General features: G+C 73.0%; 18 protein-coding genes. 13 read left to right on the top strand and 5 right to left on the bottom strand.

Features of this window, described 5'->3' with window-relative positions; translation table 11 throughout:
* Positions 1-801: 801 nt before the first annotated feature.
* The gene (locus M446_RS24935; protein ID WP_150108727.1) at positions 802-1815 is read left to right on the top strand and encodes a class I SAM-dependent methyltransferase; all 1014 of its coding nucleotides are present in this window, start codon (positions 802-804) and stop codon (positions 1813-1815) included.
* Positions 1816-1866: 51 nt separating this feature from the next.
* On the opposite strand, the gene M446_RS24930 is transcribed toward M446_RS24935, so the two are convergent.
* A complete protein-coding gene (locus M446_RS24930; RefSeq protein ID WP_012334887.1) occupies positions 1867-3795 on the bottom strand; it encodes a putative bifunctional diguanylate cyclase/phosphodiesterase in 1929 nt (642 codons plus the stop codon).
* A 349-nt stretch (positions 3796-4144) separates the two neighbouring features.
* Here M446_RS24930 and M446_RS34315 point away from each other — a divergent pair, with 349 nt between their 5' ends.
* The 6 genes from M446_RS34315 to M446_RS24900 all read left to right on the top strand — a co-directional run bounded on the left by M446_RS34315 (position 4145) and on the right by M446_RS24900 (position 15611).
* Complete coding sequence (locus M446_RS34315) at positions 4145-4756, top strand: hypothetical protein (RefSeq protein WP_012334886.1); 612 nt, start codon at positions 4145-4147, stop codon at positions 4754-4756.
* Between the two features lie 219 nt (positions 4757-4975).
* On the top strand, positions 4976-5797 hold the full coding sequence (locus M446_RS24920) for a sensor histidine kinase (protein WP_012334885.1): 822 nt from the start codon (positions 4976-4978) through the stop codon (positions 5795-5797).
* 18 nt (positions 5798-5815) lie between these two features.
* Positions 5816-7321, top strand: coding sequence for an RAD55 family ATPase (locus tag M446_RS24915; protein ID WP_012334884.1), 1506 nt, complete (start codon positions 5816-5818; stop codon positions 7319-7321).
* 4 nt (positions 7322-7325) lie between these two features.
* Positions 7326-7715, top strand: coding sequence for a response regulator (locus tag M446_RS24910; protein WP_012334883.1), 390 nt, complete (start codon positions 7326-7328; stop codon positions 7713-7715).
* A 364-nt stretch (positions 7716-8079) separates the two neighbouring features.
* On the top strand, positions 8080-13506 hold the full coding sequence (locus M446_RS24905) for a HAMP domain-containing protein (protein WP_236728901.1): 5427 nt from the start codon (positions 8080-8082) through the stop codon (positions 13504-13506).
* 38 nt (positions 13507-13544) lie between these two features.
* Entirely contained in the window at positions 13545-15611 is a 2067-nt protein-coding gene (locus M446_RS24900; protein ID WP_012334881.1) for a response regulator, read from the top strand.
* Between the two features lie 135 nt (positions 15612-15746).
* Here M446_RS24900 and bioD read toward each other — a convergent pair whose 3' ends face one another.
* Both bioD and M446_RS24890 read right to left on the bottom strand, forming a co-directional pair.
* The gene (bioD, locus tag M446_RS24895) at positions 15747-16424 is read right to left on the bottom strand and encodes a dethiobiotin synthase (RefSeq protein ID WP_012334880.1); all 678 of its coding nucleotides are present in this window, start codon (positions 16422-16424) and stop codon (positions 15747-15749) included.
* Positions 16421-17560: an aminotransferase class I/II-fold pyridoxal phosphate-dependent enzyme gene (locus M446_RS24890; RefSeq protein ID WP_012334879.1), complete on the bottom strand. Its 1140-nt coding sequence runs from the start codon at positions 17558-17560 to the stop codon at positions 16421-16423. Before M446_RS24890 ends, bioD begins: the two co-directional genes overlap by 4 nt.
* Before the next feature lie 193 nt (positions 17561-17753).
* On the opposite strand from M446_RS24890, the gene M446_RS24885 reads away from it, so the two are divergent.
* The gene (locus tag M446_RS24885) at positions 17754-18698 is read left to right on the top strand and encodes a bifunctional helix-turn-helix transcriptional regulator/GNAT family N-acetyltransferase (RefSeq protein WP_012334878.1); all 945 of its coding nucleotides are present in this window, start codon (positions 17754-17756) and stop codon (positions 18696-18698) included.
* Between the two features lie 30 nt (positions 18699-18728).
* Positions 18729-19976 (top strand): adenosylmethionine--8-amino-7-oxononanoate transaminase, encoded by a 1248-nt coding sequence (locus M446_RS24880; RefSeq protein ID WP_012334877.1) that lies wholly within the window; start codon positions 18729-18731, stop codon positions 19974-19976.
* A 59-nt stretch (positions 19977-20035) separates the two neighbouring features.
* On the opposite strand, the gene purN is transcribed toward M446_RS24880, so the two are convergent.
* Complete coding sequence (gene purN, locus M446_RS24875; protein WP_012334876.1) at positions 20036-20692, bottom strand: phosphoribosylglycinamide formyltransferase; 657 nt, start codon at positions 20690-20692, stop codon at positions 20036-20038.
* A complete protein-coding gene (gene purM, locus M446_RS24870) occupies positions 20689-21756 on the bottom strand; it encodes a phosphoribosylformylglycinamidine cyclo-ligase (RefSeq protein WP_012334875.1) in 1068 nt (355 codons plus the stop codon). The genes purN and purM overlap by 4 nt, the downstream gene beginning before the upstream one ends.
* Before the next feature lie 185 nt (positions 21757-21941).
* Here purM and M446_RS24865 point away from each other — a divergent pair, with 185 nt between their 5' ends.
* The 4 genes from M446_RS24865 (at position 21942) to M446_RS24850 (ending at position 26760) form a co-directional block, all read left to right on the top strand.
* Entirely contained in the window at positions 21942-22484 is a 543-nt protein-coding gene (locus M446_RS24865) for a CDP-alcohol phosphatidyltransferase family protein (protein WP_012334874.1), read from the top strand.
* A gap of 86 nt (positions 22485-22570) precedes the next feature.
* Positions 22571-23719 carry an AI-2E family transporter gene (locus M446_RS24860; RefSeq protein WP_012334873.1) on the top strand — a complete coding sequence of 383 codons (1149 nt, stop codon included), beginning with the start codon at positions 22571-22573 and terminating at the stop codon, positions 23717-23719.
* Positions 23719-24420: a chromosomal replication initiator protein DnaA gene (locus M446_RS24855; protein ID WP_012334872.1), complete on the top strand. Its 702-nt coding sequence runs from the start codon at positions 23719-23721 to the stop codon at positions 24418-24420. Before M446_RS24860 ends, M446_RS24855 begins: the two co-directional genes overlap by 1 nt.
* Positions 24421-24510: 90 nt before the next feature.
* Positions 24511-26760 (top strand): RNA degradosome polyphosphate kinase, encoded by a 2250-nt coding sequence (locus M446_RS24850; protein WP_012334871.1) that lies wholly within the window; start codon positions 24511-24513, stop codon positions 26758-26760.
* The last annotated feature ends 32 nt before the right edge of the window (positions 26761-26792 follow it).

The following is a 26792-nucleotide window of genomic DNA, read 5'->3' as shown; positions in this document are numbered from 1 at the left end:
GCGCTCCGGCCTCCGCTGCGCGTCCCGTCACGGCCGCAGCCTTAGGGTTAGCCCGGCCGGGGACCGAACCCAATGCTCCGTTCGTCGTCAGACTTTCGGATCATCCTGCGGCTCGCGGCGCGAACCGTGCGGCTCGCGGGGCGAACCGTGCGGCTCGCGGGGCGAACCGGGCGGCTCGCGGGGCGAACCGGGCGGCTCGTGAAGCGAAGCAGGCGGTCCGCGGGGCGAACCCGGCAGTGCCGGGGATCCGCCGCGGTCCGAGCGCCGGAGGGAGAGACGATCCTCCGCCCGGCAAGCATTCCGGCAATCCGGCGCCCGGCTCTCTGCTCCGCGCGACTTTCCGATCGTGGCGGATCGCCGGCCCACTCCTCCGCGCCGAGCTTCCGGCCCCGATTCGCAGCTCGCCGGAATCCCGTATCACAAGTTGTATTTTGCGACTTTGAGTTGAATCACGCGCCTCGACCAGTTCCGATGTCCAGGCTATTCGCACGTTATTTGTGACGCGATCGGTCAACATTCGATCGCAGATCGTTTCACTCCGTTTCTGAATTTTATGTCTCGGCAACATTTCCGGCCAGGATTTATACCCGCTTTTCACAGGACGTTAACCATTCGAATTGGTGCGTTCCGATTAAACGCCCGTTAACTTTCCTCCGTCGGCGGATGCGGGGGCGATCCTGCCGACGAAGACAGCACGACGCGGGATTTGATCGCATGAGCCGCACATCCTCCTCAGCCTGGCGGGATACAACCCGGACGACGCGGAAGACGTCGCGGGCTCCGGCCGCGTCGATCGCCGCGGTGGCGCCGGGACGGGCCGCCCCGTCGGGCTCCGCCTCCCACCGGCTGCCGGTCCGATCGCGGGAACGGCACTACGCCGACGTCGCGCGCGACGTGAGGCGCGCCCTCGACCAAGTCCACGCCATCGCGCTGGCGGACGGCTACGATCCCTTCATCGCCGAGCTCATCGACTTCCTCGGCGTGATGCGGGATTCCTTCCGCGACGGGACGTGGCGGGAGGCGGTCGTGCCGGCGGCGCGCGGCCACGGGGTGGCGGCCCTCGTGCACGAGGACCCGTTCACCCGTCACTCCTTCGCCCGGCCGCGGGGCTATCCGGGCGATGCGGGGCTGCTCGACTTCGTCTACCGGCATCCGGCCGCGCGCGCCGCGGAGGAGGCCGCCACGGCGGGCGGGCGGGCCGTGATGGCCCACACGGTCAACGTCACGGCCTGCGAGGCGGTGCGCCAGCGCCGGGAGATCCTGGCGGGGCGGATCGACGAGGCCGCCCGCCGCCGCCCGGGGGCGGAGGTGCTGGCCATCGCCTGCGGCCACCTGCGGGAGGCGGAGAGCAGCCTCGCCCTGCGGGAGGGGCGCATCGGCCGCCTCGTCGCCACCGACCAGGATCCGGTCAGCCTGGGGACCGTCGCGGGTTACCGGGAGACCGTCTCGGCGGCGATCGAGACCCGCCCGCTCAGCGTGCGCCAGGTCCTGGCCGCCCGGCACGATCTCGGCCTCTTCGACCTCGTCTACGCGGCGGGCCTCTACGATTACCTGGAGGAAAGGCTCGCGGCGCGGCTCACCCGCGCCCTGTTCGCGCGGCTCAGGCCCGGCGGGCGGCTGCTGGTGCCGAACTTCCGCACCGGGGTCCGGGAGGAGGCCTACATGGAGGCCTACATGGACTGGCACCTCCTCTACCGCTCCCGGGCGGAGATCGAGGCCTTCGCCTCCGAGATCCCTCCCGAGGAGGTCGCGCAATTCCGCTACTTCGAGGACGAGAGCGGCCTGATCGGCTACCTGGAGATCGAGCGCCGCTGAGCGGCCCGGCCGGCGGCGCGCGAGGCGCGCCGCCCGCGCCAGGCGCGCCGCTCAGCCGGCGGACGACGCCAGCCGTCCGCCCTTGGCCGCCAGCATCCGCAGCGCCTCCGCCGACATCGGCCGGTTGAAGTAGTAGCCCTGGAGCAGGGCCACCCCGTACTGCTTCAGGAGCTCGACCTGGTCGGCCGTCTCGACGCCCTCGACCACGATCCGCTGCCCGGAATTCTGCACCAGCGTCACGATGTCCTTGAGCATCTTGGCGCCGCGGGGCGTGTCGCTGGCCTGGACGAAGAGCCTGTCGACCTTGATCGTGTCGAAGCTGATCCGGCTGATGCAGGACAGGCCGGCGAAGCCGGTGCCGAAATCGTCGAGCCAGATCTGCACGCCGAGCCGCGAGAGCGCGCCGATCGCCTCGGCGACGCGGGAATCGGTGTCGATCTCCAGCCCCTCGGTGATCTCGACGGCGAGGCGGGCCGGCGCGACGCCGGTCTCGCGCAGCAGGGCCGCGACCGTCTCGACGAAGTCGGGGCGGCCGAGCTGCACCGCCGAGACGTTCACGCTGACCATCGGGATCGCCTCGGTCGCGGCGAGCTGGCGGCAGGCCTCCCGGAACGCGAAGGCGCCGAGCTCCACGATCGCCCCGGTCCGCTCGGCCACCGGGATGAAGGTCGCGGGCGAGAGCGCGGTGCCGTCCGGGGCGGTGAGCCGCATCAGGGCCTCGGCCGCCAGGATCCGGCCGGCCGACACGTCCCAGATCGGCTGGAAGACCAGCGACACCCGCCCCCGCTCCACCGCGGTGCGCACCGCCTCGGCGACGCTGTCCTGGCTGCTGACGCGGTCGAACAGCCGGCCGTCGAACAGCTTGACGCAGTTGCGGTTGCTGTCCTTGGCGAGCAGCAGGGCGCGCTCGGCGGCGGTGACGATGCGCTCCGGCTTGTCGGCCGCGATCCCCCGGCAGAAGGCCGCCCCGATGCTGGCCGTCACGGCGGCGAGGTGGTCCATCCGCGCCTCGTGAGGGATCGCCAGCGCCTCCACCTCCCGCCGCACCTCCTCGGCGACGGCGGCGACCGCCTCCGGCTCCTCGCAGCGCAGGAGCAGGATGAAGTCCTCGCCCCCGAAGCGGCCGATCCGCCCGCCGTGCCGCCTCGCCACGGCCGCCATGGCGCGCGCCATCGAGACCAGGCCGGCATCGCCCCGCTGGTGACCGTAATAGTCGTTGAACATCCGGAAATAGTCGATGTCGATGAGGACCACCCCGAAGGCCGCGCCCCCCTCCCGCCATGCCTTCCACAGGCTGTGCAGCTCCTGGTCGATGGCCCGCCGGTTGGCGAGACCCGTGAGCGCGTCGGTCGTCGACAGTTTCAGCAGTTCCTCGCCGCGCTCCGCCGCCTGCCGCTGGCGAATCTCCGCCCGCATCGCGTTGAGGAACACGCGATAACGCTCCAGGTTCAATTTCCAGTTGATAAAGATCGTCAGAACGAAGCTCAGGACGTAGAGCGACCCGATCGCGGCGTAATAGTGGAACGGGAAATCGAAACACAGAAAGGCCGAGACGAAGAAGATCAGAGTGATCAGGCCGGAGGTGAGCAGCGCGACTCGGAAGCGGAAGTTGAAGAACAGATTGGCCACCATCATGAAGACGGTGCCGTAGGCAAGATAGTAGGAAACGTTGGCGCTGTGGTCGCTGAAGTAGGTCAGCAGCAACCAGGATGCGTAGCCGACGACGACGCCGAGGGCGCATTGCAGCTCAATCAGGCGGGCGTCGACGTCGCGCCTGATCTGCAGGCCGATGCAGGCGATGTAGACGGTGCCGATGGCGAGCCGCAGCAGGACTGCGTACACGATCACGTCGCCGATCAGGATCGCGTCCGTGATCGAGAACAGGATGTAGAGCGCGCCGACGAACCAGATCGCGCTGCGCGCATCCTGCCGCTGCGCCTGCCGCTGCTGCGCCTCGTACAGCCGCTTGAGCACGCTCATCCGTCGATCGCTCCAAGTCTTTGCGATCTCTGCATCGAGCAACTTGGCGAAGTCTGCTTGCATTGCGTGACCCATCATCGCCTGCACGATAGCAGTGCCGATCTCCGAAACCGTTAACGATCGAGCGACAAGCTTTGCATCTTGGCTCGACCTCTGACGCGAGGGCAGGTGCACGGGCCCGCGGGCGCGAGAGCGAGAACGAGAGCTTGCGAATTCTGCGCGCCGGAGGAGGCGGGGCGGGGATCCGCCGGGGCATTACGCACTCTGCCACGGCTGGCGCGGCTGCCGGGCGGGAACGACCATGCGGCATGTGCGATTGACGAGCGGATGTGAGCGGGAGCGTGGGATTATGCGTCGTGACCTGATCGGCCTCGGGCTCGCCGCCCTGGCGGGTCTCCTCGCCGGGCCCGCCGCGGCGCGGCCCTCCGCCCCGATCCAGGGTGCCGGCTACGGACCGCCGCAGCGGTCCGCCTACGGACCGCCGCAGCGGTCCGCCTACGGGCCGCCCCGGGGGGGCGCCTACGGGCCTGCGGCGTCGCCGCGCGCGCCGCGGCATGACGGCCGGGCCGGACACCGCGGCGGCCGCTTCGCGGCCGACCCCTACGGTTTCGCGGGCGGCGTGGTGGCCGGCGGCGAGGCCGTTCCGCCCATCGTCACGGAGGGGCCGCTCCTCACCCTGCCGCGGCCCGCCGAACTCGTGCCGACCGCCTGGGGCTACGGCACCTACGGCGTTCCCACGGTGGCGGGCATTCCGAGCCCGCCGCGGGCCGAGCCGGTCGTCTACGTCATCGACGGGGTCGGGGCGGCGCGACCGCGGGCCGGCGAGCCCGGTGCGGCCGGGCCGGCCGTCTATCGCCGCGGCCGGGACGGGTCCTGGCTGGCGGCCGGGACGGTCGAGCGCCCCGCGGCCCGGCGCGCGGGCGGCGCCCGCGTGGTGGAGATCGCGGTGCCGCGGCGCTGAGCGGAACCGCCCCACGCAATCGGCCGAGCTCGGCGCCGCACCCGGCGCCCGACACGGGCCTCCTGCCGGGCCTCCTGGCCGGACGTCGCCGACCCGGCCCGGGACCTGTCTGCGCTCCGTGCAGCCTCTAGATACGGTCCGGCTCCGGGGCGGTCCTCTCCGGCGCCGGGATCCGGACCCCGTGCCCGTCCGCAGGGACCCCGTTCGCGGGGAGATCCGATGAGCGAGCCGGAGACCCGGCGAGGCGGCGTCCGGCGCGACGCCGCGCCGCCCGAACCCGGGACCGACCTCACCGGCCCCCTCCTGGCCGAGACGGCGGCCCTGCGCCGCGAGGTTGCGGCCCTGCAGGCGGCCCTGCACGAGCGCGACGCGTTCCTGGCGGCCATGGCGCACGAGCTGCGCAACCCGATGACCCCGATCCTCGGCCAGGTCGAGCGCCTGCGGGACGCGGCCGAGGACGAGGCGGCGGGGCCGCGCCTCGCTCAAGGCTTGTCCCGCCTGCACTGGCTCGTGGAGCGCTACGTGCGGCGGGCGACGACGGTCCTCGACGTCTCGCGCGCCCAGGCCGGGCGCCTCGTCCTCGATCCCGCCCCGGTGGTCCTCGCCGAGGTGGTGCGCGAGGTGGCGCGGGGCGTCGAGCCCCTCGCGGCCCATGCGGGGAGCCGCCTCACGGTGGCGGTGCCGGAGGAGCTCGTCCTGCGCTGCGAGCGGGTCGCCCTCGACCAGATCCTCGACAACCTCGTCACGAACGCGATCAAGTACGGGGATTCCAAGCCGATCGCGATCGAGGCCGAGCGGATCGGGGCGCGGGCGGCGATCCGCGTCCGCGACGAGGGGCACGGCATCCCGCAGGCCGACCAGGAGCGGATCTTCGAGCGCTTCGAGCGGGCGGCGCTGCCGGATCCCGAGCTGCGCAGCGGCTTCGGGGTCGGGCTCTGGCTGGTGCGCCGCCTCGCCGAGGCGATGGAGGGGAGCGTGAGCGTGCGGAGCGGGGCTGGTGAAGGCGCGACCTTCACGGTAACTCTCCCCCTCTATCTCTAGACGGATACCGAGACCACGATGACCGGGGCGGGTGCGAGCACGACGCGGGTCGGCGGCTACGGCGGGCTGGAGCGCGTCCCGACGGGGATCGCCGGGCTCGACGAGATCCTGGGCGGCGGCCTGTTCGAGGGCGGCGTCTACATCGTCCAGGGCACGCCGGGCAGCGGCAAGACCATCCTGGCCAACCAAGTCTGCTTCACCCACGCGGCGGCGGGCGGCAGGCGGGCGCTCTACGTGACCCTCCTGGCCGAGAGTCACGCCCGGATGCTCGGGCACATCGCGCCCCTGGGCTTCTTCGATTCCGGCGCCATCCCCGATCGCCTGACCTACCTGTCGGCCTTCCGCACCCTGCAGGACGAGGGCCTGTCCGGGCTCCTGACGCTGCTGCGCCGGGAGGCGGCCGGGCGGGAGGCGAGCCTGATCGTCCTCGACGGCGTGATGGCGGCGGAGGAAACCGCGGATTCGGCCATCGAATTCAAGAAGTTCATCCACGAATTGCAGACCCAGGCGGCGGCCACCGGCGCCACGATCCTGCTGCTCACCAGCGCGGCCACGGGCGCCGAGATGGTGGCGGCCGAGCACACGATGGTGGACGGGCTGATCGAGTTGTCGAGCCGCCCCTACGGCCGCCGGTCCGAGCGGGACCTCGAGGTGCGCAAGTTCCGCGGCAGCGGATTCCTGCGCGGGCGCCACGTCTTCCGCATCACGGATGCGGGGGTGGCGGTCTATCCCCGCACCGAGGCCCGCCTGCGCGAGCCGAGCCGGCGCGACCACCTGCGCGGGCCCAAGGTTCCGCTCGGCGTACCCGCCCTCGACGGGATGCTCGACGGCGGCCTGCCGCTCCACTCGACGACGCTCCTGGCGGGCCCCTCCGGCATCGGCAAGACCACGTTGGGCCTGCAATTCCTGGGGTCCGGGGCGGAGCCGGGCCTCCTCGTGGGCTTCCACGAGAGCGCGGAATCGCTCAAGGCCAAGGCGGAAGCCCTCGGGCTGGCCGCGGCGGCGGCGATCGCCGCCGGGGAGGTCGGGCTGATGTGGCAGCCGGCGACCGAGGGACTGATCGACGAGGTCTGCGACCAGCTCCTCGCGACCGTGCGGAACCGCGGCGTGCGGCGCGTGTTCCTCGACGGACTCGACGCGATGAGCCGTCTGGCCGAGGACGGGGACCGGATCATCCGCATCGTCGCCGCCCTGACGGCGGAGCTGCGGGCCCTCAACGTGACCAGCATCGTCACGATGGAGACCGATCTCACCGGGCTCGCCGCCGGCTTCCCGCTCAGCGGCGTGTCGCTCAGGGGGGCCTCCGCCATCACCGAGAACATCCTGCTCATGCGCTTCGTCGAGCAGCGCTCCGCGCTCCACCGCATGGTGTCGGTGATCAAGGCACGGGACAGCGCCATCGACCAGCGCCTGCGCTGCTTCGCCATCCGGGCCGGCGGCCTCGTCGTCGAGGACGGACCCGACCGCGCCGAGGCCATCCTGGCCGAGCTCCAGTCCCCCGCGGGACGGCGCGGCGGGGAGTGAGCGCGTGGCGACGGTGCTCATCGTGGACGACGAGTTCGGCATCGCCGAGCTCCTGGATTCGGTTCTCACGGATGAGGGTCACACGGTGCTCACCGCGGCCAACGGCCGCCACGGCCTCGCGCGCCTCGCCGAGGCGCGGCCCGACCTGATCCTCCTCGACTTCATGATGCCGGTGATGGACGGGCCGGCGATGCTGCGGGCGCTCGCCGAGGACGCCGCCACGGCCCGCATCCCGGTCGTGCTGATGAGCTCGATGCCCGAGACCGCCGTGCGGGAGCGCTGCCGCGGCTACACCGCCTTCCTGCGCAAGCCCTTCCGGCTCAAGGAGGCGCGCGCGGCGGTGGCGGCGGCCCTGGCGGGGGCGGGGGGAGACCCGCCCGGCCGCGACGGTTAAGGTCCCGCCCCGCTTCCGGCGGCGGGCAGGGCCGGCGTCCCGCCCGGACCCTGCGCCGGGATCGGCGCGCGGAGGATCCGACGGCGCCGACGGCCGCGCTTTCCACAGCGCCACCTCACGCGCGCGTGAGAACCCGCGCGTGAGCCCCCCGCGCGTTAGACCTTTGCGGGCTCGGCGGATATGGTTCCCTCGGAACATACCCCCGGGGAGCTTAGCCATGGAGCCGGAAGGCAGCGCCGCGCGGCAGGACGGGGACGGGATCGCCGCGGCGGAACCGGCCCTGTTCGCGCGGCGGACCGCGGCGGAGGGCGGGGCCTCCGCCGCGGAGCTCGACCTCGACCAGCTGCTCGCCGCCCTCCAGGCGATGCGGGCGGGGGATTTCAGCGTGCGTCTGCCCGGCAACCTGACGGGCCGCTCCGGCAAGGTTGCCGACACCTTCAACGAGATCGTGGCCGCCAACGAGCGCATGGCCGGGCAGCTGGAGCGGGTCGGGCAGGTGGTCGGCCGCGAGGGCCGCACCCGCACCCGCGTGCGCTTCGACCTCACCCAGGGCGCCTGGGGCGAGATGGAATCCTCCGTCAACACCCTGATCGACGACCTGCTCTGGCCGACCACCGCGGTGACGCGGGCGATCACCGCGGTGGCCCGCGGCGACCTCCTGCAGACCGTGCCCCTCGACGTCGACGGGCGCGCGCTCCAGGGCGAGTTCCTGCGCTCGGCCACCATCGTCAACGCGATGATCAAGCAGCTCAGCGTGTTCACCTCGGAGGTGACCCGCGTCGCCCGCGAGGTCGGCACCGACGGCAAGCTCGGCGGTCAGGCCCAGGTGCGCGAGGTGACCGGGGTCTGGAAGGACCTCACCGAGAGCGTCAACTCGATGGCCTCGAACCTCACCGCCCAGGTGCGCAACATCGCCGAGGTGACGATCGCGGTCGCCAACGGCGACCTCTCGAAGAAGATCACCGTCGACGTCCGCGGCGAGATCCTGCAGCTCAAGGAGGCCATCAACACGATGGTCGACCAGCTGCGCTCCTTCGCCTCGGAGGTGACCCGGGTCGCCCGCGAGGTCGGCACCGAGGGGCAGCTCGGCGGCCAGGCCATCGTGCCGGGCGTTGCCGGAACCTGGAAGGACCTCACCGACTCGGTCAACGCCATGTGCGGCAACCTGACCGCCCAGGTGCGCAACATCGCCCAGGTGACGACCGCGGTGGCCCGCGGCGACCTCTCGCGCAAGATCACGGTCGACGTCTCGGGCGAGATCCTCGAACTCAAGAACACCATCAACACGATGGTGGACCAGCTGAACGCCTTCGCCGGGGAGGTGACGCGCGTCGCCCGCGAGGTCGGCACCGAGGGCCGCCTCGGCGGCCAGGCCCAGGTGCCGGGCGCCGCCGGCACCTGGAAGGACCTCACCGACAACGTCAACTCGATGGCCTCGAACCTGACCGCGCAGGTGCGCAACATCGCCGAGGTCTCGACCGCCATCGCCAGCGGCGACCTCTCGAAGAAGATCACCGTCAACGTCTCGGGCGAGATCCTGGAGCTGAAGGAGACCATCAACACGATGGTCGACCAGCTCAACGCCTTCGCCAGCGAGGTGACGCGCGTCGCCCGCGAGGTCGGCACCGAGGGCAAGCTCGGCGGCCAGGCGACCGTGCGGGGCGTCGCCGGGACCTGGAAGGACCTCACCGACAACGTCAACTCGATGGCCTCGAACCTCACCGCCCAGGTGCGCAACATCGCCGAGGTCGCGACCGCGGTGGCGCAGGGCGACCTGTCGAAGAAGATCACCGTCAACGTCTCGGGCGAGATCCTGCAGCTGAAGGAGACCATCAACACGATGGTCGATCAGCTGCGCTCCTTCGCCGGGGAGGTGACGCGCGTCGCCCGCGAGGTCGGCACCGAGGGCCGCCTCGGCGGCCAGGCGCAGGTGCCGGGCGTCGCGGGAACCTGGAAGGACCTCACCGACAACGTCAACTCGATGGCCGGCAACCTCACCGCCCAGGTGCGCAACATCGCCGAGGTCTCGACCGCCATCGCCAACGGGGACCTGTCGCGCAAGATCACGGTCGACGTGCGCGGCGAGATCCTGGAGCTGAAGGAGACCCTCAACACGATGGTCGACCAGCTCAACCGCTTCGCCAGCGAGGTGACCCGGGTCGCCCGCGAGGTCGGCACCGAGGGCAAGCTCGGCGGCCAGGCCCAGGTGCCGGGCGTGGCGGGAACCTGGAAGGACCTCACCGACAACGTCAACTCGATGGCCGGCAACCTCACCGCGCAGGTGCGCAACATCGCGGAGGTCACCACGGCGGTGGCCCGCGGCGACCTCTCGCGCAAGATCGCGGTCGACGTGAAGGGCGAGATGCTGGAACTCAAGAACACCATCAACACGATGGTGGACCAGCTGAACGCCTTCGCCGGGGAGGTGACGCGCGTCGCCCGCGAGGTCGGCACCGAGGGCAAGCTCGGCGGCCAGGCGCAGGTTCCCGGCGTGGCGGGAACCTGGAAGGACCTCACCGACACCGTGAACGTGATGGCGGCCAACCTCACCGAGCAGGTGCGCGGCATCGTCAAGGTCGTCACCGCGGTGGCGGACGGCGACCTGACCCAGAACCTCACCGTCGCCTCGAAGGGCGAGGTCGCGGCCCTCGCCGAGACGATCAACAACATGACCCGGACGCTGGCGACCTTCGCCGACCAGGTCACCACGGTGGCGCGCGAGGTCGGCGTCGAGGGCCGCCTCGGCGGTCAGGCCAACGTGCCGGGCGCCGCCGGCACCTGGAAGGACCTCACCGGCAACGTGAACCTGCTCGCCGCCAACCTGACCACCCAGGTGCGCGCCATCGCGGAGGTCGCCACCGCCGTCACCAAGGGCGACCTCACCCGCTCGATCCAGGTCGAGGCCCGCGGCGAGGTCGCCGAGCTCAAGGACAACATCAACACGATGATCGGCAATCTCCGTCTCACGACGGAGCGCAACACCGAGCAGGACTGGCTCAAGACCAATCTCGCCCGCTTCACCAACATGCTGCAGGGACAGCGCGACCTGACCACGGTGGGGCGCACGCTCCTGTCCGAACTCGCCGTGCTGGTCGAGGCGCAGCAGGGCGTGATCTACCGGGTCGAGACCGGGGAGGCCGGCGCCGGCTCCCTGCGCCTGCTCTCGGCCTACGCGGACGACGCCATCGTGGGCCACAAGGAGCGCCTCGCGCTCGGCGAGGGGCTGATCGGGCAATGCGCCCGGGACGCGCGGCGCCTGCTCGTCACCGAGGTGCCCGCGACCGCGACCCCGGTCGTCTCCGGCCTGTTCCGGGCGGTGCCGCGCACCGCCATCGTGCTCCCGGTCCTGTTCGAGGGGCAGGTGAAGGCGGTGATCGAACTCGCCTCGCTCACCGCGTTCACGGACCTGCAGATCTCCTTCCTGGAGCAGCTCACCAGCGGCATCGGCATCGTGCTCAACTCGATCGAGGCGACGATGCAGACCGAGGGGCTGCTCACGCAATCCCAGCAGCTCGCCAGCGAATTGCAGATCCGCCAGCGGGAATTGCAGCAGACCAACGAGCAGCTGGAGCAGAAGGCCCAGCAGCTCGCCGACCGCAACGACGAGGTCGAGGCGAAGAACCAGGAAATCGAGCAGGCCCGCCGCGCGCTGGAGGAGAAGGCGGCGGAGCTCGCGCTCACCTCCAAGTACAAGTCCGAGTTCCTGGCCAACATGAGCCACGAGCTGCGCACGCCGCTCAACTCTATCCTGATCCTCGGCCAGCAGCTGAGCGAGAACCCGGACGGCAACCTGTCGGAACGGCAGGTGGAGTTCGCCCGCACGATCCACGGCGCCGGCACCGACCTGCTGAACCTGATCAGCGACATCCTCGATCTGTCGAAGATCGAGTCCGGCACGGTCTCGGTGGAGGCCGAGGAGATCTCGTTCGCCAACCTGCTGGCCACCACGGCCCGCCCGTTCCGGCACGAGGCGGAGAACCGGCGCCTGTCCTTCGACGTCGAGATGGCGCCGGAGCTCGGCACCCTCGTCACCGATTCGAAGCGCCTGCAGCAGGTGCTCAAGAACCTCCTGTCGAACGCCTTCAAGTTCACCGAGCAGGGCGGCGTGCGCCTGCGCGTGGCGCCCGCCGCCGGCGGCTGGAGCGCCGACCACCCGGTGCTCAAGAACGCGCCGGCCGTCGTCGCCTTCGAGGTCTCGGATACGGGCATCGGCATCCCGCCCGAGAAGCAGAAGATCATCTTCGAGGCCTTCCAGCAGGCCGATGCCGGAACGAGCCGCAAGTACGGCGGCACCGGCCTCGGCCTCGCCATCAGCCGCGAACTCGCCAACCTGCTCGGCGGCGAGATCCAGCTGCGCAGCGCCTCCGGGGTGGGGAGCACCTTCACCCTCTACCTGCCCCTCGCCTACGGGGGCGCGGCGAGCACGATCCCGGCGGCCTCCCCGTCCCCGGCGCCCGTCCCGGCGGCGCCCGCCGGAACGGGCCTGTCCGCCGGAACGGGCTTGTCAGCCGGGACGGGTTTGGCCGCCGGAGCGGGTTTGGCCGCCAGGGCGGGCGAGTGGACGCTGGCGGTGGTCGAGGGCGGACAGGGCGACGACCGCGAGAGCCTGCAGCCGGGCGACGCGGTGCTGCTCATCGTCGAGGACGACCCCCACTACGCCCGCGTCCTGGCCCAGCTCGCCCGCGACGGCGGCTTCAAGGTGCTGATCGCGAGCCGGGGCGCCGACGCGCTGGCGCTGGCGCGGCGCCACCGCCCGACCGCGATCTCCCTCGACGTCTTCCTGCCCGACATGCTGGGCTGGACGGTGCTGAGCCACCTCAAGCAGGATCCGGCGACGCGCCACATCCCGGTGCAGATCGTCACCCTCGACGAGGATCGCCGCCACGGCCTCGCGCGCGGCGCCTACGCGTTCCTGTCGAAGCCGACGACCTCGGAGGATCTCGGCGCGGCGCTGCGGCGCATCAAGCGCTTCGCCGAGCCGCGGCAGCGGCGGCTCCTGATCGTCGAGGACAACCCGGCCGAGCGCATGAGCGTGGCGACGCTGCTCGGCCACGAGGACATCGCCATCGTCACCGCCGAGACCGGCGAGGAGGCGCTGGCGGCCCTCAGGGCCGGCGCCTTCGACTGCGTCGTCCTCGACCTGAAGCTCCCCGACATGTCGGGCTTCGAGGTGCTGGAGCGCCTGCGCGAGGACCACGCGCTGGCCGACCTGCCGGTCGTGGTCTTCACCGGCCGCGCCCTCTCGCCGGAGGAGGATGCGCGGCTGCACGCGCTCGCCCGCTCCGTGGTGGTCAAGGGGGTGGAATCGCCCGAGCGCCTCCTCGACGAGACCGCCCTGTTCCTGCACCGGGTGGTGGCGGACCTGCCCCCCGAGAAGCAGCGGATGCTGGAGCGCCTGCACCGCTCCGACGAGGACCTGGTCGGGCGCACCGTGCTCCTCGTCGACGACGACGCGCGCAACATCTTCGCCCTGTCGAGCGTGCTGGAGCGGCGCGGCATGCGGGTCCTGACCGCGACGACGGGGCGCGAGGCGATCTCGATCATCGAGGCGCGCGCCGACATCGCCATCGTGCTCATGGACATCATGATGCCGGAGATGGACGGCTACGAGACCATGCAGGTCATCCGCGCCAACCCGGCCTTCCGGCGCCTGCCGATCGTGGCGCTGACCGCCAAGGCGATGAAGGGCGACCGGGAGAAGTGCCTGGAGGCCGGCGCCTCCGACTACCTCGCCAAGCCCGTCAACACCGAACAGCTCCTCTCGGCGCTCCGCCTATGGCTCCACCGGTGACCTCCCTGCCCGGCGCTCCCCAGGGCGTCGCCCCCCCGATGGCCGCCCCGTCCCCGCGGCCGGAGGAGGAGCGCGTCAACATCCTGCTGGTCGACGACCAGCCGGCCAAGCTGCTCAGCTACGAGGTCATCCTGAGCGAGCTGGGGGACCGGCTGATCAAGGCCAGCTCGGCCCGGGAGGCGCTGGAGCACCTGCTGCGCACCGAGATCGCCGTGGTGCTGATCGACGTCTGCATGCCCGAACTCGACGGGATCGAGCTCGCCACGATGATCCGCGAGCACCCGCGCTACCAGCACGTGGCGATCATCTTCGTCTCGGCGATCCAGATCAGCGACCTCGACCACCTGCGCGGCTACGAGGCGGGGGCGGTCGATTACGTGCCGGTGCCGGTGGTGCCGGCGGTGCTGCGCGCGAAGGTCCGGATCTTCGCCGAACTCTACCGCAAGACCCGGCAGCTGGAGCGGCTGAACGCCGAGCTGGAGCAGCACGTGGCCGAGCGCACGGCCGCCCTGGAGGCCTCGACGGCGCGCCTGCGCGAGAGCGAGCAGCGGCGCAGCCTCGCGCTGGCCGCCGGCCGCATGGGCGCCTGGGACTGGGACCCGGCGACCCGCAGCTACAGCTGGGACGCGGGCCAGTACCGGCTGTTCGGGGTCGATCCGGCGGCCTTCGTGCCGACGCCGGAGGCGGTCGAGGCGCTGATCCACCCGGAGGACCGGGAGCGCCTGCGGGCGCTCGGCCGCCACGCGGCGCGCACGGGCGAGCCCTTCGACGCGGAATTCCGGATCCTGCGGCCGGACGGGGAGACGCGCTGGTGCGCGGCCTCCGCGGCGACGACCCTCGACGCCGCCGGGCGGCGGCTCAGCGGCGTCACCTACGACATCACGGCGCGCAAGCGCGCCGAGGAGGCGCTGATCGACCTCAACCGCGAGCTGGAGGGGCGGATCGAGGAGCGCACGCGCGAGCGGGAGGCGGCCCTCGCCCAGCTCTTCGAGGCGCAGAAGCTCGACACGATCGGCCAGCTCACCGGTGGCGTGGCGCACGATTTCAACAACCTGCTGATGGCGGTGCTGGGCTCGCTCGAACTCCTGGAGAAGCGCCTCGACCCGCAGGACGACCTCGCCCGGCGCCTCCTCGGCAACGCCGTGCAGGGGGCGCAGCGCGGCGCCGCCCTGACGCAGCGGCTCCTCGCCTTCGCCCGGCGCCAGGAGCTGCGCCCCGAGACCGTGGCGGTGGCCGACCTCGTCGAGGGGATGCGGGGCCTGCTGGAGCGGGCGCTCGGGCCGAGCGTCGCCCTGGAGACCCGCCTGCCGGCCGACCTGCCGCCGGTGCGCATCGACGCCAACCAGTTCGAACTCGCGCTCCTCAACCTCGCGGTGAATGCCCGCGACGCCATGCCGACCGGCGGCACGATCACGCTCGAGGGCGGCAGCGTCGCGGCGGCGCCGGGCCTGCCCCCCGGCGCCTACGTGCGGGTCGCCCTCGCCGATACCGGCACGGGCATGGATGCGGCCACCCTGGCCAAGGCGACCGAGCCCTTCTTCACCACCAAGGGGCCGGGCAAGGGCACCGGGCTCGGCCTGTCGATGGTGCAGGGGCTGATGGCGCAGTCGGGCGGGACGCTGCGGGTGTCGAGCGCGCCGGGGCAGGGGACCACGGTCGCCCTCTGGCTGCCCGCCGCCGCCCCGGTCGAGGCGCGGGAGAACCCGGCGCGGGCGGCGCTGCCGGGTCTGGCCGAGATCCCGCCCTCGACGGTTCTGGTGGTGGACGACGATCCGCTGGTGCGGCTCGGCACCGCGGCGATGCTGGAGGATCTCGGCCACGTCGCCCTGGAGGCGGCCTCGGCCGCCGAGGCGCTGGCCCTGATCGAGGGGAGGGCCGGCATCGACGCCGTGGTGACGGACCACGCCATGCCGGGCATGACGGGCCTCGACCTCGCCCGCGCCCTGCGCGCGGCGCATCCCGGCCTGCCGGTGATCCTGGCCACCGGCTACGCGGAACTGCCGAGCGAGGACGAGCTGGCGCTGCCCCGCCTCGCCAAGCCCTTCAGCCAGGATGAGCTGGCGCTGCAGCTCGCGGCGGTGCTGGCGGTGGTGACGGCGGCCTGATCCGGGATCCGGTTGATCGAAGTGGATCCCGGATCATCCGCTGACGGGAAGTGATCGTCCGGACAGCGGATGATCCGTGCCGCCGATCGCGGCCACGCCCCGCTGCGAGGCCGCACCGGTCAGCGGACCTCCGGATCAGCCCGGCACCACCGAGAGCCCCTCGGCCGGGAAGCCGCCGCCGCGCCGCACGCAGAGCACCCGCGCGCCCGCGTGCCGGCCGATCGCCTCCGCGACGGTCTCGGGCGGGGTCGGGGCCCCTGGCGTCTCGCTCACCACCACGGCCCGCAGCGCGACCGCGTGGTGGCGCAGGGTCTCGACCGCGGTGAGCGCGTGGCTGATCGCCCCGAGATAGCTGCCGGACACGAGGAGCGTCGGGAGCCCGAGGGCCTTCAGCCAGGCGAGGCCCGTCGCCTCCGCGGTGAGCGGGCTCATCAGCCCGCCGACGCCCTCGACGAGCACGGCCGTCCCCGGCGCGGCCGCCGCGATCACGGTCCGGCACCACGCCGCGAGGTCGTCGAGGGCGAGGCGGCGGCCCTCGCGGGCGGCCGCGAGGTCCGGCGCCAGGGGCGCGGCGAAGCGCCAGGGCGTCGTGGCCGCCACGGTCTCGGGCGTCACCGGCAGGTCCTGGGCCGCCAGGAGCCGGGCCGTGTCGCTCTCCGCGAAATCCGGATCGGCGAGGCGCGGCACGCCGCTCGCGACGGGCTTGAGGGCGAGGACGCGCCGGCCGTCCTGCCGCAGCGCCCGGGTCAGCGCCGCGGTGACGTAGGTCTTGCCGATCTCGGTGCCGGCGCCCGCGACGAACAGGGCGCTCACGCCGCGGCCCCGAGATCGAGGAGGGCCTGGGCCAGGGCGTCGACCTCCGCCTCCTCGTGCGCCGCCGAGAAGGCGACGCGCAGGCGGGCGGTGCCGGGCGGCACGGTCGGGGGCCGGATCGCCACCACCAGGAAGCCCCGCGCCTCCAGCGCCCGCGACAGGGCGAGCGCGGCCTCGGCCTCGCCGACGAGGACGGGTACCACGGCGCTCTGCGCCTCCGGCAGGCCGAGCCGGGCGGTGAAGCGGCGGGCGAGCGCGAGCGGCCGGGCGGCGCGGGCCGGCTCGGCCTCGATCAGCCGGAGGGCGGCCAGGGCCGCGGCCGCGGAGGCCGGGGGCAGGCCGGTCGTGTAGACGAAGCTGCGCGCCCGCGAGGTCAGGAGGTCGATCACCGGCCGCGAGGCGCAGAGATAGCCGCCGTAGCTGCCGAGCGCCTTCGACAGGGTGCCCATCTCCAGCGGCGCGGTCGCGTCCGGCCCGACGACGCCGAGCCCGTGCGCGTCGTCGACCAGGGTCCAGGCGTCGAAGGCCCGGGCGAGGCCGAGGATCTCCGCGACCGGGGCGCGGTCGCCGTCCATCGAGAAGACCCGCTCGGTGAGGATGAGCGCGCGGCGGGCGCGCGCGCGCTCGCGCGCCAGCAGGTCCTCGAGGTGGCCGAGGTCGTTGTGGCGGAAGGGCAGGGCGCGGGCGCCCGCGAGGCGCGTCCCCGCCCACATGCAGGAATGGCCGAGTTCGTCGATCAGGATCAGGTCGCCCGCCCCGACGAGGGCCGGGGTGACGCCCAGATTAGCGAGGTAGCCGCTGCCGAAGACCAGCGCCGCCTCGTGGCCCTTCCGGGCGGCGAGGGCCGCTTCGAGTTCGGCGAGGATCGGGTGGCTCCCGGTGACGAGGCGCGAGCCGCCGCTGCCCGCCCCGTAGCGGTCGAGGGCGGCGTGCGCCGCGGCCACCACCTCGGGATGGGTCGCGAGGCCCAGATAGTCGTTACAGGAGAAGGAGACGACCGCCCGGCCGTCCCGCTCGGCCCGGGCGCCGCCGGTGCGGGCGGTCGGCACGAGGCGGCGGCGCAGGCCCGCCGCGTCGAGCCCGGCGAGCTTGGCGGCCGCGAAGGCGTCGAGGCTGAGGGTGGGAGGAACCGGCATGGCGGGGCTGTGGGCCCGCGGCCGGCAGGGTGTCAAGCCGGACGAATCTGCGACCGACCGCGCGCCCGCCGGGACGGGGCCGGACGGCCGCCTCGGCCGGTGCGGCCGCCGCGCCGGTACGCCGCGGTGCCCGCCTCGAATTAATTGACTCAGTCAAGTGATTGCGCCAAGCTCCGCGCGTTCAGGAGGAGCCATGGCAGAGCCCCCATCCGACGCGGTCGCCGCGGTGCGCGCGTTCAACCGCTTCTACACGCGCCAGATCGGCCTCCTCGACGAGGGCCTGCACCGCAGCCCCTACTCGCTCACCGAGGCGCGGGTGCTCTACGAACTGGCGCATCGCGACCGGCCCAATGCGGCGGAGCTCGGCCAGGATCTCAGCCTCGACGCGGGCTATCTCAGCCGCCTGCTCAAGCGCTTCGTCGCCCGGGGCCTCGTCGCCAGGACGCCCTCGGCGCGCGACGCGCGGCGCCACGAACTGACGCTGACGGCGGCCGGGCGGGCGGCCTTCGCCCCCCTCGACGCGGCCTCGCGGGGCGAGGTCGAGGCGATGCTGGCGCGGCTCGCGCCGCCGGACCGGGCGGAGCTGGTGCGGGCGATGGAGCGGGTCCAGGGCCTCCTCACCCCGGCCCCGGCCCCCGCTCCGGTGGCGATCCGCCCCTTCCGGGCGGGCGATACCGGCTGGATCATCCACCGCCAGGGCCGCCTCTACGCCGAGGAATACGGCTTCGACGACAGCTTCGAGGGCCTCGTCGCGGGCATCCTCGCGGGTTTCGTGGCGGGGCACGATCCCGCCCGCGAGGGCGGCTGGGTGGCGGAGAGCGGCGGCTCGCCGGTCGGCAGCGTCTTCCTGGTCCGGCAATCGGAGGCGGTGGCGAAGCTGCGGCTCCTCTACGTCGAGGCGGCGGCGCGGGGCTCGGGCACCGGCCGGCGGCTCGTCGAGACCTGCCTCGCCTTCGCGCGCGGCGCGGGCTACCGGCAGGTGACGCTGTGGACGAACGACGTGCTCGCCCCGGCCCGGCGCCTCTACGAGCGGGCGGGGTTCCGCCTCGCCGAGCGGGCGCCGCACCGCTCCTTCGGGCGGGACCTCGTCGGCGAGACCTGGAGCCTCGATCTCGCGGGCCGCGATCGCGCCGCTTGACACCGGCGCGCCCGCGCGCCGACTGGCCGCATGAGCGAGCCACGCGACCACGCCCTCTGGCGCCCCTACACGCAGATGAAGACGGCCGCCCCGCCCCTGCGGGCCGCCCGCACGCAGGGCAGCCGCATCCTGCTCGAGGACGGCCGCTCCCTGGTCGACGGCATCGCCTCCTGGTGGACGGCCTGCCACGGCTACAACCACCCGGAGATTGCCCGGGCGGTGGCCGCGCAGCTCGACGCGATGCCGCACGTGATGTTCGGCGGCCTGACCCACGCCCCGGCCGAGACCCTGGCGCGGCGCCTCGCCGGCCTCCTGCCGGGGGATCTCGACCACGTCTTCTTCTCGGATTCGGGCTCGGTGGCGGTCGAAGTCGCCCTGAAGGCGGCGGCCCAGGTCTGGCTCAACCGCGGCGTCGCGGGCCGCTCCCGCTTCGCCGCCTTCCGAGGCGGCTATCACGGCGACACGATGGGGGCGATGTCGGTCTGCGACCCCGAGGAGGGGATGCATCGCCGCTTCGGCCGCTACCTGCCCGAGCAGGTCTTCTTCGACCTCCCCGACACGCGCGCGCGGGAGGCCGCCCTCGATGCCGGGCTGGCGCGCCACCGCGACGGGCTCGCCGGGGTGATCGTGGAGCCGCTGGTGCAGGGGGCCGGCGGCATGCGCATGCATCCGCCCGAGGTGCTGGCGCGGATCGCGCGGCTCGCTCGCCGCCACGGCCTGATCCTGATCCTGGACGAGGTCTTCACCGGCTTCGGCCGCACCGGCAGCCTGTTCGCCTGCGAGCAGGCGGGGGTGGTGCCGGACCTGATCTGCCTCTCGAAGGCGCTCACGGGCGGCACGATGCCGCTCGCCGCCACGGTGGCGACCACCGAGATCTTCTCCGCCTTCTGGTCCGACGATCCCGCCGCCGCGCTGATGCACGGGCCGACCTTCATGGCGAACCCGCTCGCCTGCGCGGCGGCGAATGCGAGCCTCGACCTCTTCGCCCGCGAGCCCCGCCTCGCCCAGGCGCGGGCCCTGGCGGCGCGGCTGGAGGAGGGGCTCGCCCCGCTGCGGGGCCGGCCCGGCATCGTGGACGTGCGGGTGCTGGGGGCGATCGGGGCGGTGCAGCTCGCGCCGCCCCTCGACCTCGCGGGCCTCAAGGCCGCCTTCCTGGAGCGGGGCGTCTGGGTGCGGCCCTTCGGCGACATCGTCTACCTCACCCCGTGCCTCACCATCGGCGAGGAGGATCTCGGCCTCCTCCTCGCCGCGATGCGGGAGGTGCTGGGCGCCCGCTGAGGGGCCGGCCGCGGCGGGGGCGCGACCGGGTCGGCCGCCCGGTCCCGCGCCGCGACCCTTCAGGATGCCAGCGACAGCAGCGCCCCTTCGGGCGGGGCGCTCCCCTGCGCGAACGCCACCCGGTCGCCGTCGAGCCGCGCCCGGCCCGCGGCGACGAGCGCGACCGCCGCCGGGTAGAGCCGGTGCTCCTGCACCAGGACCCGGGCCGCGAGGCTGTCGGCGTCGTCGTCCGGGCGCACCGGCACGGCGGCCTGCGCGATGATCGGGCCCGCATCGAGTTCGGGCACCACGAAATGCACCGTGCAGCCGTGGAGCCGCACCCCGGCCGCCAGCGCCTGCGCGTGGGTGTGTGTGCCGCGGAAGAGCGGCAGCAGGGAGGGATGGATGTTGACCATCCGGCCCGCCCAGGCCTCGACGAAGCCGGGGGTCAGCACGCGCATGAAGCCCGCCAGCACCACGAGCTCGATCCCGTGGGCGCGCAGCCCCGCGTCGAGGGCGGCGTCGAAGCCCGCCCGGTCCGGATGGGCCCGGTGGTCGAGGGCGAGCGTCGCGAGGCCGGCCGCCGCCGCGTGGGCGAGGCCGGGCGCGTCGGGCCGGTTCGAGGCCGCGAGCACGAACTGCGCCGGATAGGCCGGATCCTCCGCCGCCCGCAGCAGCGAGACCATGTTGGAGCCGCGCCCCGAGATCAGGATCGCGGTGCGGGGGCGCGCCGTCACAGGCCGAGCCTGCCCGCGAAGCTGACGGGGGCCTCGCCCCGGGGCGTGACCGTCCCGAGCCGGACCGGCGCCTCGCCGGCCGCGCGGAGCGCCGCCTCGACGGCCTCGATCCGCTCCGGCGCCACCACCACCACCATGCCGATGCCGCAATTGAAGGTGCGCAGCATCTCCGGCACCGCGACGCCGCCGGTGCGGGCGAGCCAGCCGAAGACCGGCGGCACCGCCACCGCGTCGAGGTCGAGGGCGATGCCGACCGCCTCCGGCAGCACCCGGGGAAGGTTGTCGGGGAAGCCCCCGCCCGTGATGTGGGCGAGCGCCTTGATCGCCCCGCGGCCGGTCGCCCGCAGCGCCGCGAGGAGCGGGCGCACGTAGATCCGGGTCGGGGTCAGCAGCGCCTCGCCGAGGCTCCGGCCCGGCGCGAAGGGCGCGGGCGCGTCCCAGGGCAGGCCCGAGGCCGAGACGATCCGGCGCACCAGCGAGAAGCCGTTCGAGTGCACGCCCGAGGAGGGGAGCCCGAGCACGAGGTCGCCGGGGGCGACGCCGTCGGTCGGCAGCAGCGCCCCGCGCTCGGCCGCGCCGACCGCGAAGCCCGCGAGGTCGTAGTCGGACCCGTCGTAGAGGCCGGGCATCTCGGCGGTCTCGCCGCCGATCAGCGCGCAGCCCGCCTGCCGGCAGCCCTCGGCGATGCCCGTCACGATCGCCGCGCCCACCCCCGGCACCAGCTTGCCCGTGGCGTAGTAGTCGAGGAAGAACAGGGGCTCGGCCCCCTGCACCACGATGTCGTTGACGCACATCGCCACGAGGTCGATCCCGATGGTGTCGTGGCGCCCGGTCTCGATCGCGATCTTGACCTTGGTGCCGACGCCGTCGTTCGCCGCGACCAGGATCGGGTCGGAGAAGCCCGCGGCCTTGAGGTCGAACAGGCCGCCGAAGCCGCCGATCTCCGCATCCGCGCCGGGGCGGCGGGTCGAGCGCACCAGCGGCTTGATCGCCTCGACCATGGCGTTGCCCGCGTCGATGTCGACGCCCGCTGCGGCATAGGTCAGCCCGTTCTCGCCCGCCATCACCCGTGAACCCTTCGGCTTTGCGCTGCCGCCCCGTGTAGCCGCTTCCGGCGCGGGCGGCGAGTCGCCGGGTGCGGGTCGCCGGGTGCGAGTCGCCGGGTGCGAGTCGCCGGGTGCGAGTCGCCGGGTGGAGGCGGCGCGCGGCTTCTGACACCATGGCGGGACGGAGAGATCGACCGCCCCGCATGACGATCCCCAACCTGATCACCCTCGGCCGCCTCGTCCTGGTCCCCTTCGTGATCGCGATGATCGGGCAGGGGGCCTGGGCGCTCGCCTTCGCGGGCTTCGCGCTGGCGGGCCTCTCGGACGCGGTCGACGGCTACGTCGCCCGCCGCTTCAACATGAAGAGCGAACTCGGCGCCTACCTGGACGCGCTGGCCGACAAGGCGCTGCTGGTCTCGATCTTCGTCGCCCTCGCGGTGGTCGGCGCGGTGCCCGCGTGGCTCGCCATCGTGATCGTCTCGCGCGACGTCATGGTGCTGGGGGCGATCCTGCTCGCGTGGCTCCTCGACCGGCGCATGGCGATCCGCCCGCTCCTGATCGGCAAGCTCAACACCGCGCTGCAGATCGTCTTCGCCGGGGGGCTCCTGGGCCTGCGCGCCTTCGGGGCGCCGCCCCACCCGGCCGAGACCCTGGCGGCGATCCTCGTCGCCGCCCTGGCGGCGGCCTCCGTGCTGGTCTACGGCCTCCTCTGGATGCGGCACATGAGCCGGGAGGAGGCGCCGTGACCCGCCCGCAGCAGCGGCTTGACCCTGGGGAGGCCGCATCCCTATCTGCGCCGGGCGGCGGGGACGCGCCGCCACGGGAACCGGGAATGCTCCAGCGCCGCGCCACGATCGGGCTCGCCGTGCTCGCGGTCGTGGTCTTCCTGCTCTACGAGCTGCGGGACGTGCTGGTGCCCTTCGTGGCCGGCGCGGCCCTCGCCTACGTGCTCGACCCGGTCGCCGACCGGCTGGAGCGGCTCGGGATCGGGCGGCTTTCCGCCACCTTCTTGATCCTGGCGGTGTTCGTGCTCGGGCTGCTGCTGGCGCTGATCATCGCGGTGCCCCTCGCCGCCCGCCAGATCGGCGCGCTCGCCGCCGCCCTGCCCGGGGTGGTCTCGCGGATCCAGGCGATCATCGCCGAGAATGCCGGGCCGCTCCTCGAGCGGGCGGGCGGGGCGGGCACGCTCCAGGACCTGCAGGCCTCGGTCGGGCGCCTCGTCGGGCAGGCCGGCAGCTTCCTCGTCAACCTCGCCGGCTCCCTCTGGTCGGGGAGCCAGGCCGTCGTCGGGATCCTGTCGCTCCTCGTCGTCACGCCCGTCGTCGCCTTCTACCTCCTGATCGACTGGGACCGCATGACCGCCACCCTCGACGGCTGGGTGCCGCCCCGCCACCGGGACACCGTGCGCCTCATCGCCCGCGACATCGACCGGGCGATCACCAGCTTCATCCGCGGCCAGAGCCTGGTCTGCCTCCTGCTCGGCACCTTCTACGCGCTCGGCCTGTTCCTGATCGGGCTCAATTTCGGCGTGCTGATCGGGCTGCTCGCCGGCTTCCTCACCTTCATCCCCTACGTGGGCTCGCTCACCGGCTTCCTGCTCTCGACCGGGGTCGCGGTGGTGCAGTTCTGGCCGGACTGGCCCTGGATCCTGGCCACGCTCGGGGTGTTCCTGGTCGGCCAGTTCATGGAGGGCAACGTGCTGCAGCCCAAGCTCGTCGGCGACGCGGTGCGCCTGCACCCGGTCTGGCTGATGTTCGCGCTCCTCGCCTTCGGCTCGCTGTTCGGCTTCCTCGGCCTGCTGCTCGCCGTGCCGATCGCCGCGGCGCTCGGCGTCGTCGCGCGGTTCGCGGTGCGGCGCTACCTGGAGAGCAGCCTCTACTGGGGCGAGGCGCCGCTGCCGGCGGCGCTCCCGCTGGCGCCGGCGCCGCTGCCGGCCGCGGCGCGGCCGCCGGCGGACCACGACGCGCGGAGCCGCGCCTGATGCCGGAGGCTCCGCGCCAGCTCGCCCTCGACCTGCCCCTCGATCCCCGCTTCGGCCCCGAGGATTTCCTGGTCGGCCCGAGCAACGAGGACGCCTACGCGCGGATCGAGGCCTGGCCCGACTGGCCCGACCCGGTCCTCGTCCTCACCGGTCCCCCGGGCAGCGGCAAGAGCCACCTCGCGGCGATCTGGGCCGAGCGGGCCGGGGCCCGCATCGTGGCGGCCGGCGCCGTGACGCGGGCCGCCCTGCCGGACCTCGCCGGAGAGCCGGCCCTCGTGGTCGAGGATGCGGACAGGCCGTCCGGGCGCGACGAGCCCGCCCTGTTCCACCTCCTCAACCTCGCCCGCGAGCGCGGGCGCGGCCTCGTCGTCACCGGCAGCGGCCCGGTCGAGGGCTGGGGCTTCGCCACGCCCGACCTGCGCTCGCGCCTGCGGCTCGCCCCCACCCTCGGCCTCGCGCCGCCGGACGAGGCCCTGCTGCGGGCGGTGCTGGTCAAGCTCTTCGTCGACCGCCAGCTCGTGGTCGATACCAGCGTCGTCGACGCCCTCGCGCTGCGCATCGACCGCTCCCTCGGCCGCGCCCGCGACGTCGTCGCCGCCCTCGACCACGAGGGGTTGAGCCGCGGACGGCGCATCACCCGCCCGCTCGCGCTCGCGACCCTGGCCGCCCTCGACGCGGCCGCCGGCGAGGAGAGCCCCTGAGGTTTCATCGAGATGTCAGACCGCGCTGTCAGGCCGCGCACCGGCCCCAGGCAAGCCGCCACCCGTCCCAGCCCCGAGGAGGCTCCCGCCGTGATCGAACCCGTCGCCCACGCCAAGGTGATCGAAGCCCCGGACGCGGTCGGGCCGCGGCCCGAGACCCCGGCGCACGGGGCCCGGCCGATCGACAAGGCGGTCGCGGCGGGACGGGCCCTGCGCAGGGAGCCGGCCCGCTTCGTCAACCGCGAATTGTCGTGGCTCCAGTTCAACCGGCGGGTGCTGGAGGAGGCCTCCAATACGGGCCACCCGTTGCTGGAGCAGCTGCGCTTCCTGTCGATCTCGGCCAACAACCTCGACGAGTTCTTCATGGTCCGGGTCGCCGGCCTGCACGATCAGGTCCGCGCCGGCGTCGCCACCCCGTCGCAGGACGGGCTGACCCCCTCCGAGCAGCTCGCCCGCATCGCCGCCGAGGTGTCGGAACTCGCCCGCGACCAGCAGCGGCGCTGGCGCGAGCTGCGCGAGGAATTGCAGGCCCACGGCATCGAACTGGTCGAGGGGATGGGGCTCTCGGCCGAGGAGGCGACCTGGCTGGAGGAGTACTTCCTGCAGCACATCTTCCCGGTGCTGACGCCGCTCGCCATCGACCCGGCCCATCCCTTCCCGTTCATCCCGAATCTCGGCTCGACCCTCGCGCTGATGCTGGTGCGGCCCCGGGACGGGCGGTTGCTGCGGGCGCTGATCCGCCTGCCGGCCGTGGTCGAGCGCTTCGTGCGGCTGCCCGACCCGGCCGGCACCGGCGCTTCCCGCTTCATCGCCGTCGAGCAGGTGATCGTGCTGTTCACGAGCCGGCTGTTCCCGGGCTACCTCGTCAAGGGCCAGGGCGGCTTCCGGGTGGTGCGCGACTCGGATCTCGAGATCGAGGAGGAGGCCGAGGACCTCGTCCGCCACTTCGAGACCGCGCTCAAGCAGCGCCGCCGCGGCGTCGTCATTCGCCTCGAGGTCGAGGCGAGCATGCCGGAGGATTTGCGCGCTTTCGTGGCCGACGAGCTGGAGATCCCGGCCGACGGGGTATTCCTGGTCGAGGGCATGCTCGCCCTCAACGAGCTGTCGCAGATCGTCTCGATGGACCGGCCCGACCTGAAGTTCAAGCCCTACAACCCGCGCTTCCCCGAGCGCATCCGCGAGAGCGGCGGCGACTGCTTCGCGGCCATCCGCCAGAAGGACTTCGTGGTCCACCACCCCTACGAGTCCTTCGACGCGGTGGTGCAGTTCCTGGCCCAGGCCGCCCGCGACCCGAACGTGGTGGCGATCAAGCAGACGCTCTACCGCACCTCCTCGAACTCGCCCATCGTGGCGGCGCTGGCCGAGGCCGCCGAGGCCGGCAAGTCGGTGACCGCCCTCGTCGAGCTCAAGGCCCGCTTCGACGAGGAGGCCAATATCCGCTGGGCGCGCAACCTGGAGAAGGCCGGCGCGCAGGTGGTGTTCGGCTTCATCGAGCTGAAGACCCACGCCAAGCTGTCGATGGTGGTCCGCCGCGAGGGCGACCGGCTCGTCACCTACTGCCACGTCGGCACCGGCAACTACCACCCGATCACGGCCCGGATCTACACCGACCTGTCCTTCTTCACCGCCGACCCGGTGATCGCCCGGGACGTCTCGCGGATCTTCAACTTCATCACCGGCTACGCCGAGCCCGCCGAGCTGGAGCGCATGGCGGTCTCGCCGCTCGCTCTCAAGGCGCGCCTCCTCAAGCACATCGAGGAGGAGATCGAGCACGCCAGGGCCGGGCGCCCGGCCTCGATCTGGATCAAGTGCAACTCCCTCGTCGACGCGCCGGTGATCGACGCCCTCTACGACGCGAGCCAGGCCGGGGTGCAGATCGACTGCGTGGTGCGCGGGATCTGCTGCCTCCGGCCCGGCGTGCCGGGCCTCTCCGAGAACATCCGGGTGAAGTCGATCGTCGGGCGGTTCCTGGAGCACGGGCGCATCTACGCCTTCGGCAACGGCGTCGGGCTGCCGAATCCCAAGGCCAAGCTCTACATCTCCTCGGCCGACCTGATGAGCCGCAACCTCGACCGCCGCGTCGAGGCCCTGCTGCCGATCCTCAACCCCACCGTGCACCAGCAGGTTCTCGACCAGATCATGCTGGCCAATCTCCTCGACAACCAGCAGAGCTGGCGGGTGCTGGCCTCCGGGGCGAGCGAGCGCATCCAGCCCGCCTCGGGCGAGGAACCCTTCAACGCGCACAGCTATTTCATGACGAATCCGAGCCTCTCCGGGCGCGGCAAGGCGTCGAAGAAGTCGAGTCCGCGGGCGCTGAGCCGGCGCGGCCAGGGTGGCTGACAGGTGGGCTGCTTCCGGTCATAAGCTGCCGC

The organism is Methylobacterium sp. 4-46, from assembly GCF_000019365.1.
Classification (GTDB): Bacteria; Pseudomonadota; Alphaproteobacteria; order Rhizobiales; family Beijerinckiaceae; genus Methylobacterium.
This window is presented reverse-complemented; position numbering and strand designations above follow the sequence as displayed.

What these genes read in the sequence shown, in the direction of transcription:
- M446_RS24930 (WP_012334887.1), bottom strand. Translation starts at nt 3,795, where the DNA reads ATGAGCGTGCTCAAGCGGCTGTACGAGGCGCAGCAGCGGCAGGCGCAG.
- M446_RS34315 (WP_012334886.1), top strand. Translation starts at nt 4,145, where the DNA reads ATGCGTCGTGACCTGATCGGCCTCGGGCTCGCCGCCCTGGCGGGTCTC.
- M446_RS24920 (WP_012334885.1), top strand. Translation starts at nt 4,976, where the DNA reads ATGAGCGAGCCGGAGACCCGGCGAGGCGGCGTCCGGCGCGACGCCGCG.
- M446_RS24915 (WP_012334884.1), top strand. Translation starts at nt 5,816, where the DNA reads ATGACCGGGGCGGGTGCGAGCACGACGCGGGTCGGCGGCTACGGCGGG.
- M446_RS24905 (WP_236728901.1), top strand. Translation starts at nt 8,080, where the DNA reads ATGCGGGCGGGGGATTTCAGCGTGCGTCTGCCCGGCAACCTGACGGGC.
- M446_RS24900 (WP_012334881.1), top strand. Translation starts at nt 13,545, where the DNA reads ATGGCCGCCCCGTCCCCGCGGCCGGAGGAGGAGCGCGTCAACATCCTG.
- M446_RS24890 (WP_012334879.1), bottom strand. Translation starts at nt 17,560, where the DNA reads ATGCCGGTTCCTCCCACCCTCAGCCTCGACGCCTTCGCGGCCGCCAAG.
- M446_RS24885 (WP_012334878.1), top strand. Translation starts at nt 17,754, where the DNA reads ATGGCAGAGCCCCCATCCGACGCGGTCGCCGCGGTGCGCGCGTTCAAC.
- M446_RS24880 (WP_012334877.1), top strand. Translation starts at nt 18,729, where the DNA reads ATGAGCGAGCCACGCGACCACGCCCTCTGGCGCCCCTACACGCAGATG.
- purM (WP_012334875.1), bottom strand. Translation starts at nt 21,756, where the DNA reads ATGGCGGGCGAGAACGGGCTGACCTATGCCGCAGCGGGCGTCGACATC.
- M446_RS24865 (WP_012334874.1), top strand. Translation starts at nt 21,942, where the DNA reads ATGACGATCCCCAACCTGATCACCCTCGGCCGCCTCGTCCTGGTCCCC.
- M446_RS24860 (WP_012334873.1), top strand. Translation starts at nt 22,571, where the DNA reads ATGCTCCAGCGCCGCGCCACGATCGGGCTCGCCGTGCTCGCGGTCGTG.
- M446_RS24855 (WP_012334872.1), top strand. Translation starts at nt 23,719, where the DNA reads ATGCCGGAGGCTCCGCGCCAGCTCGCCCTCGACCTGCCCCTCGATCCC.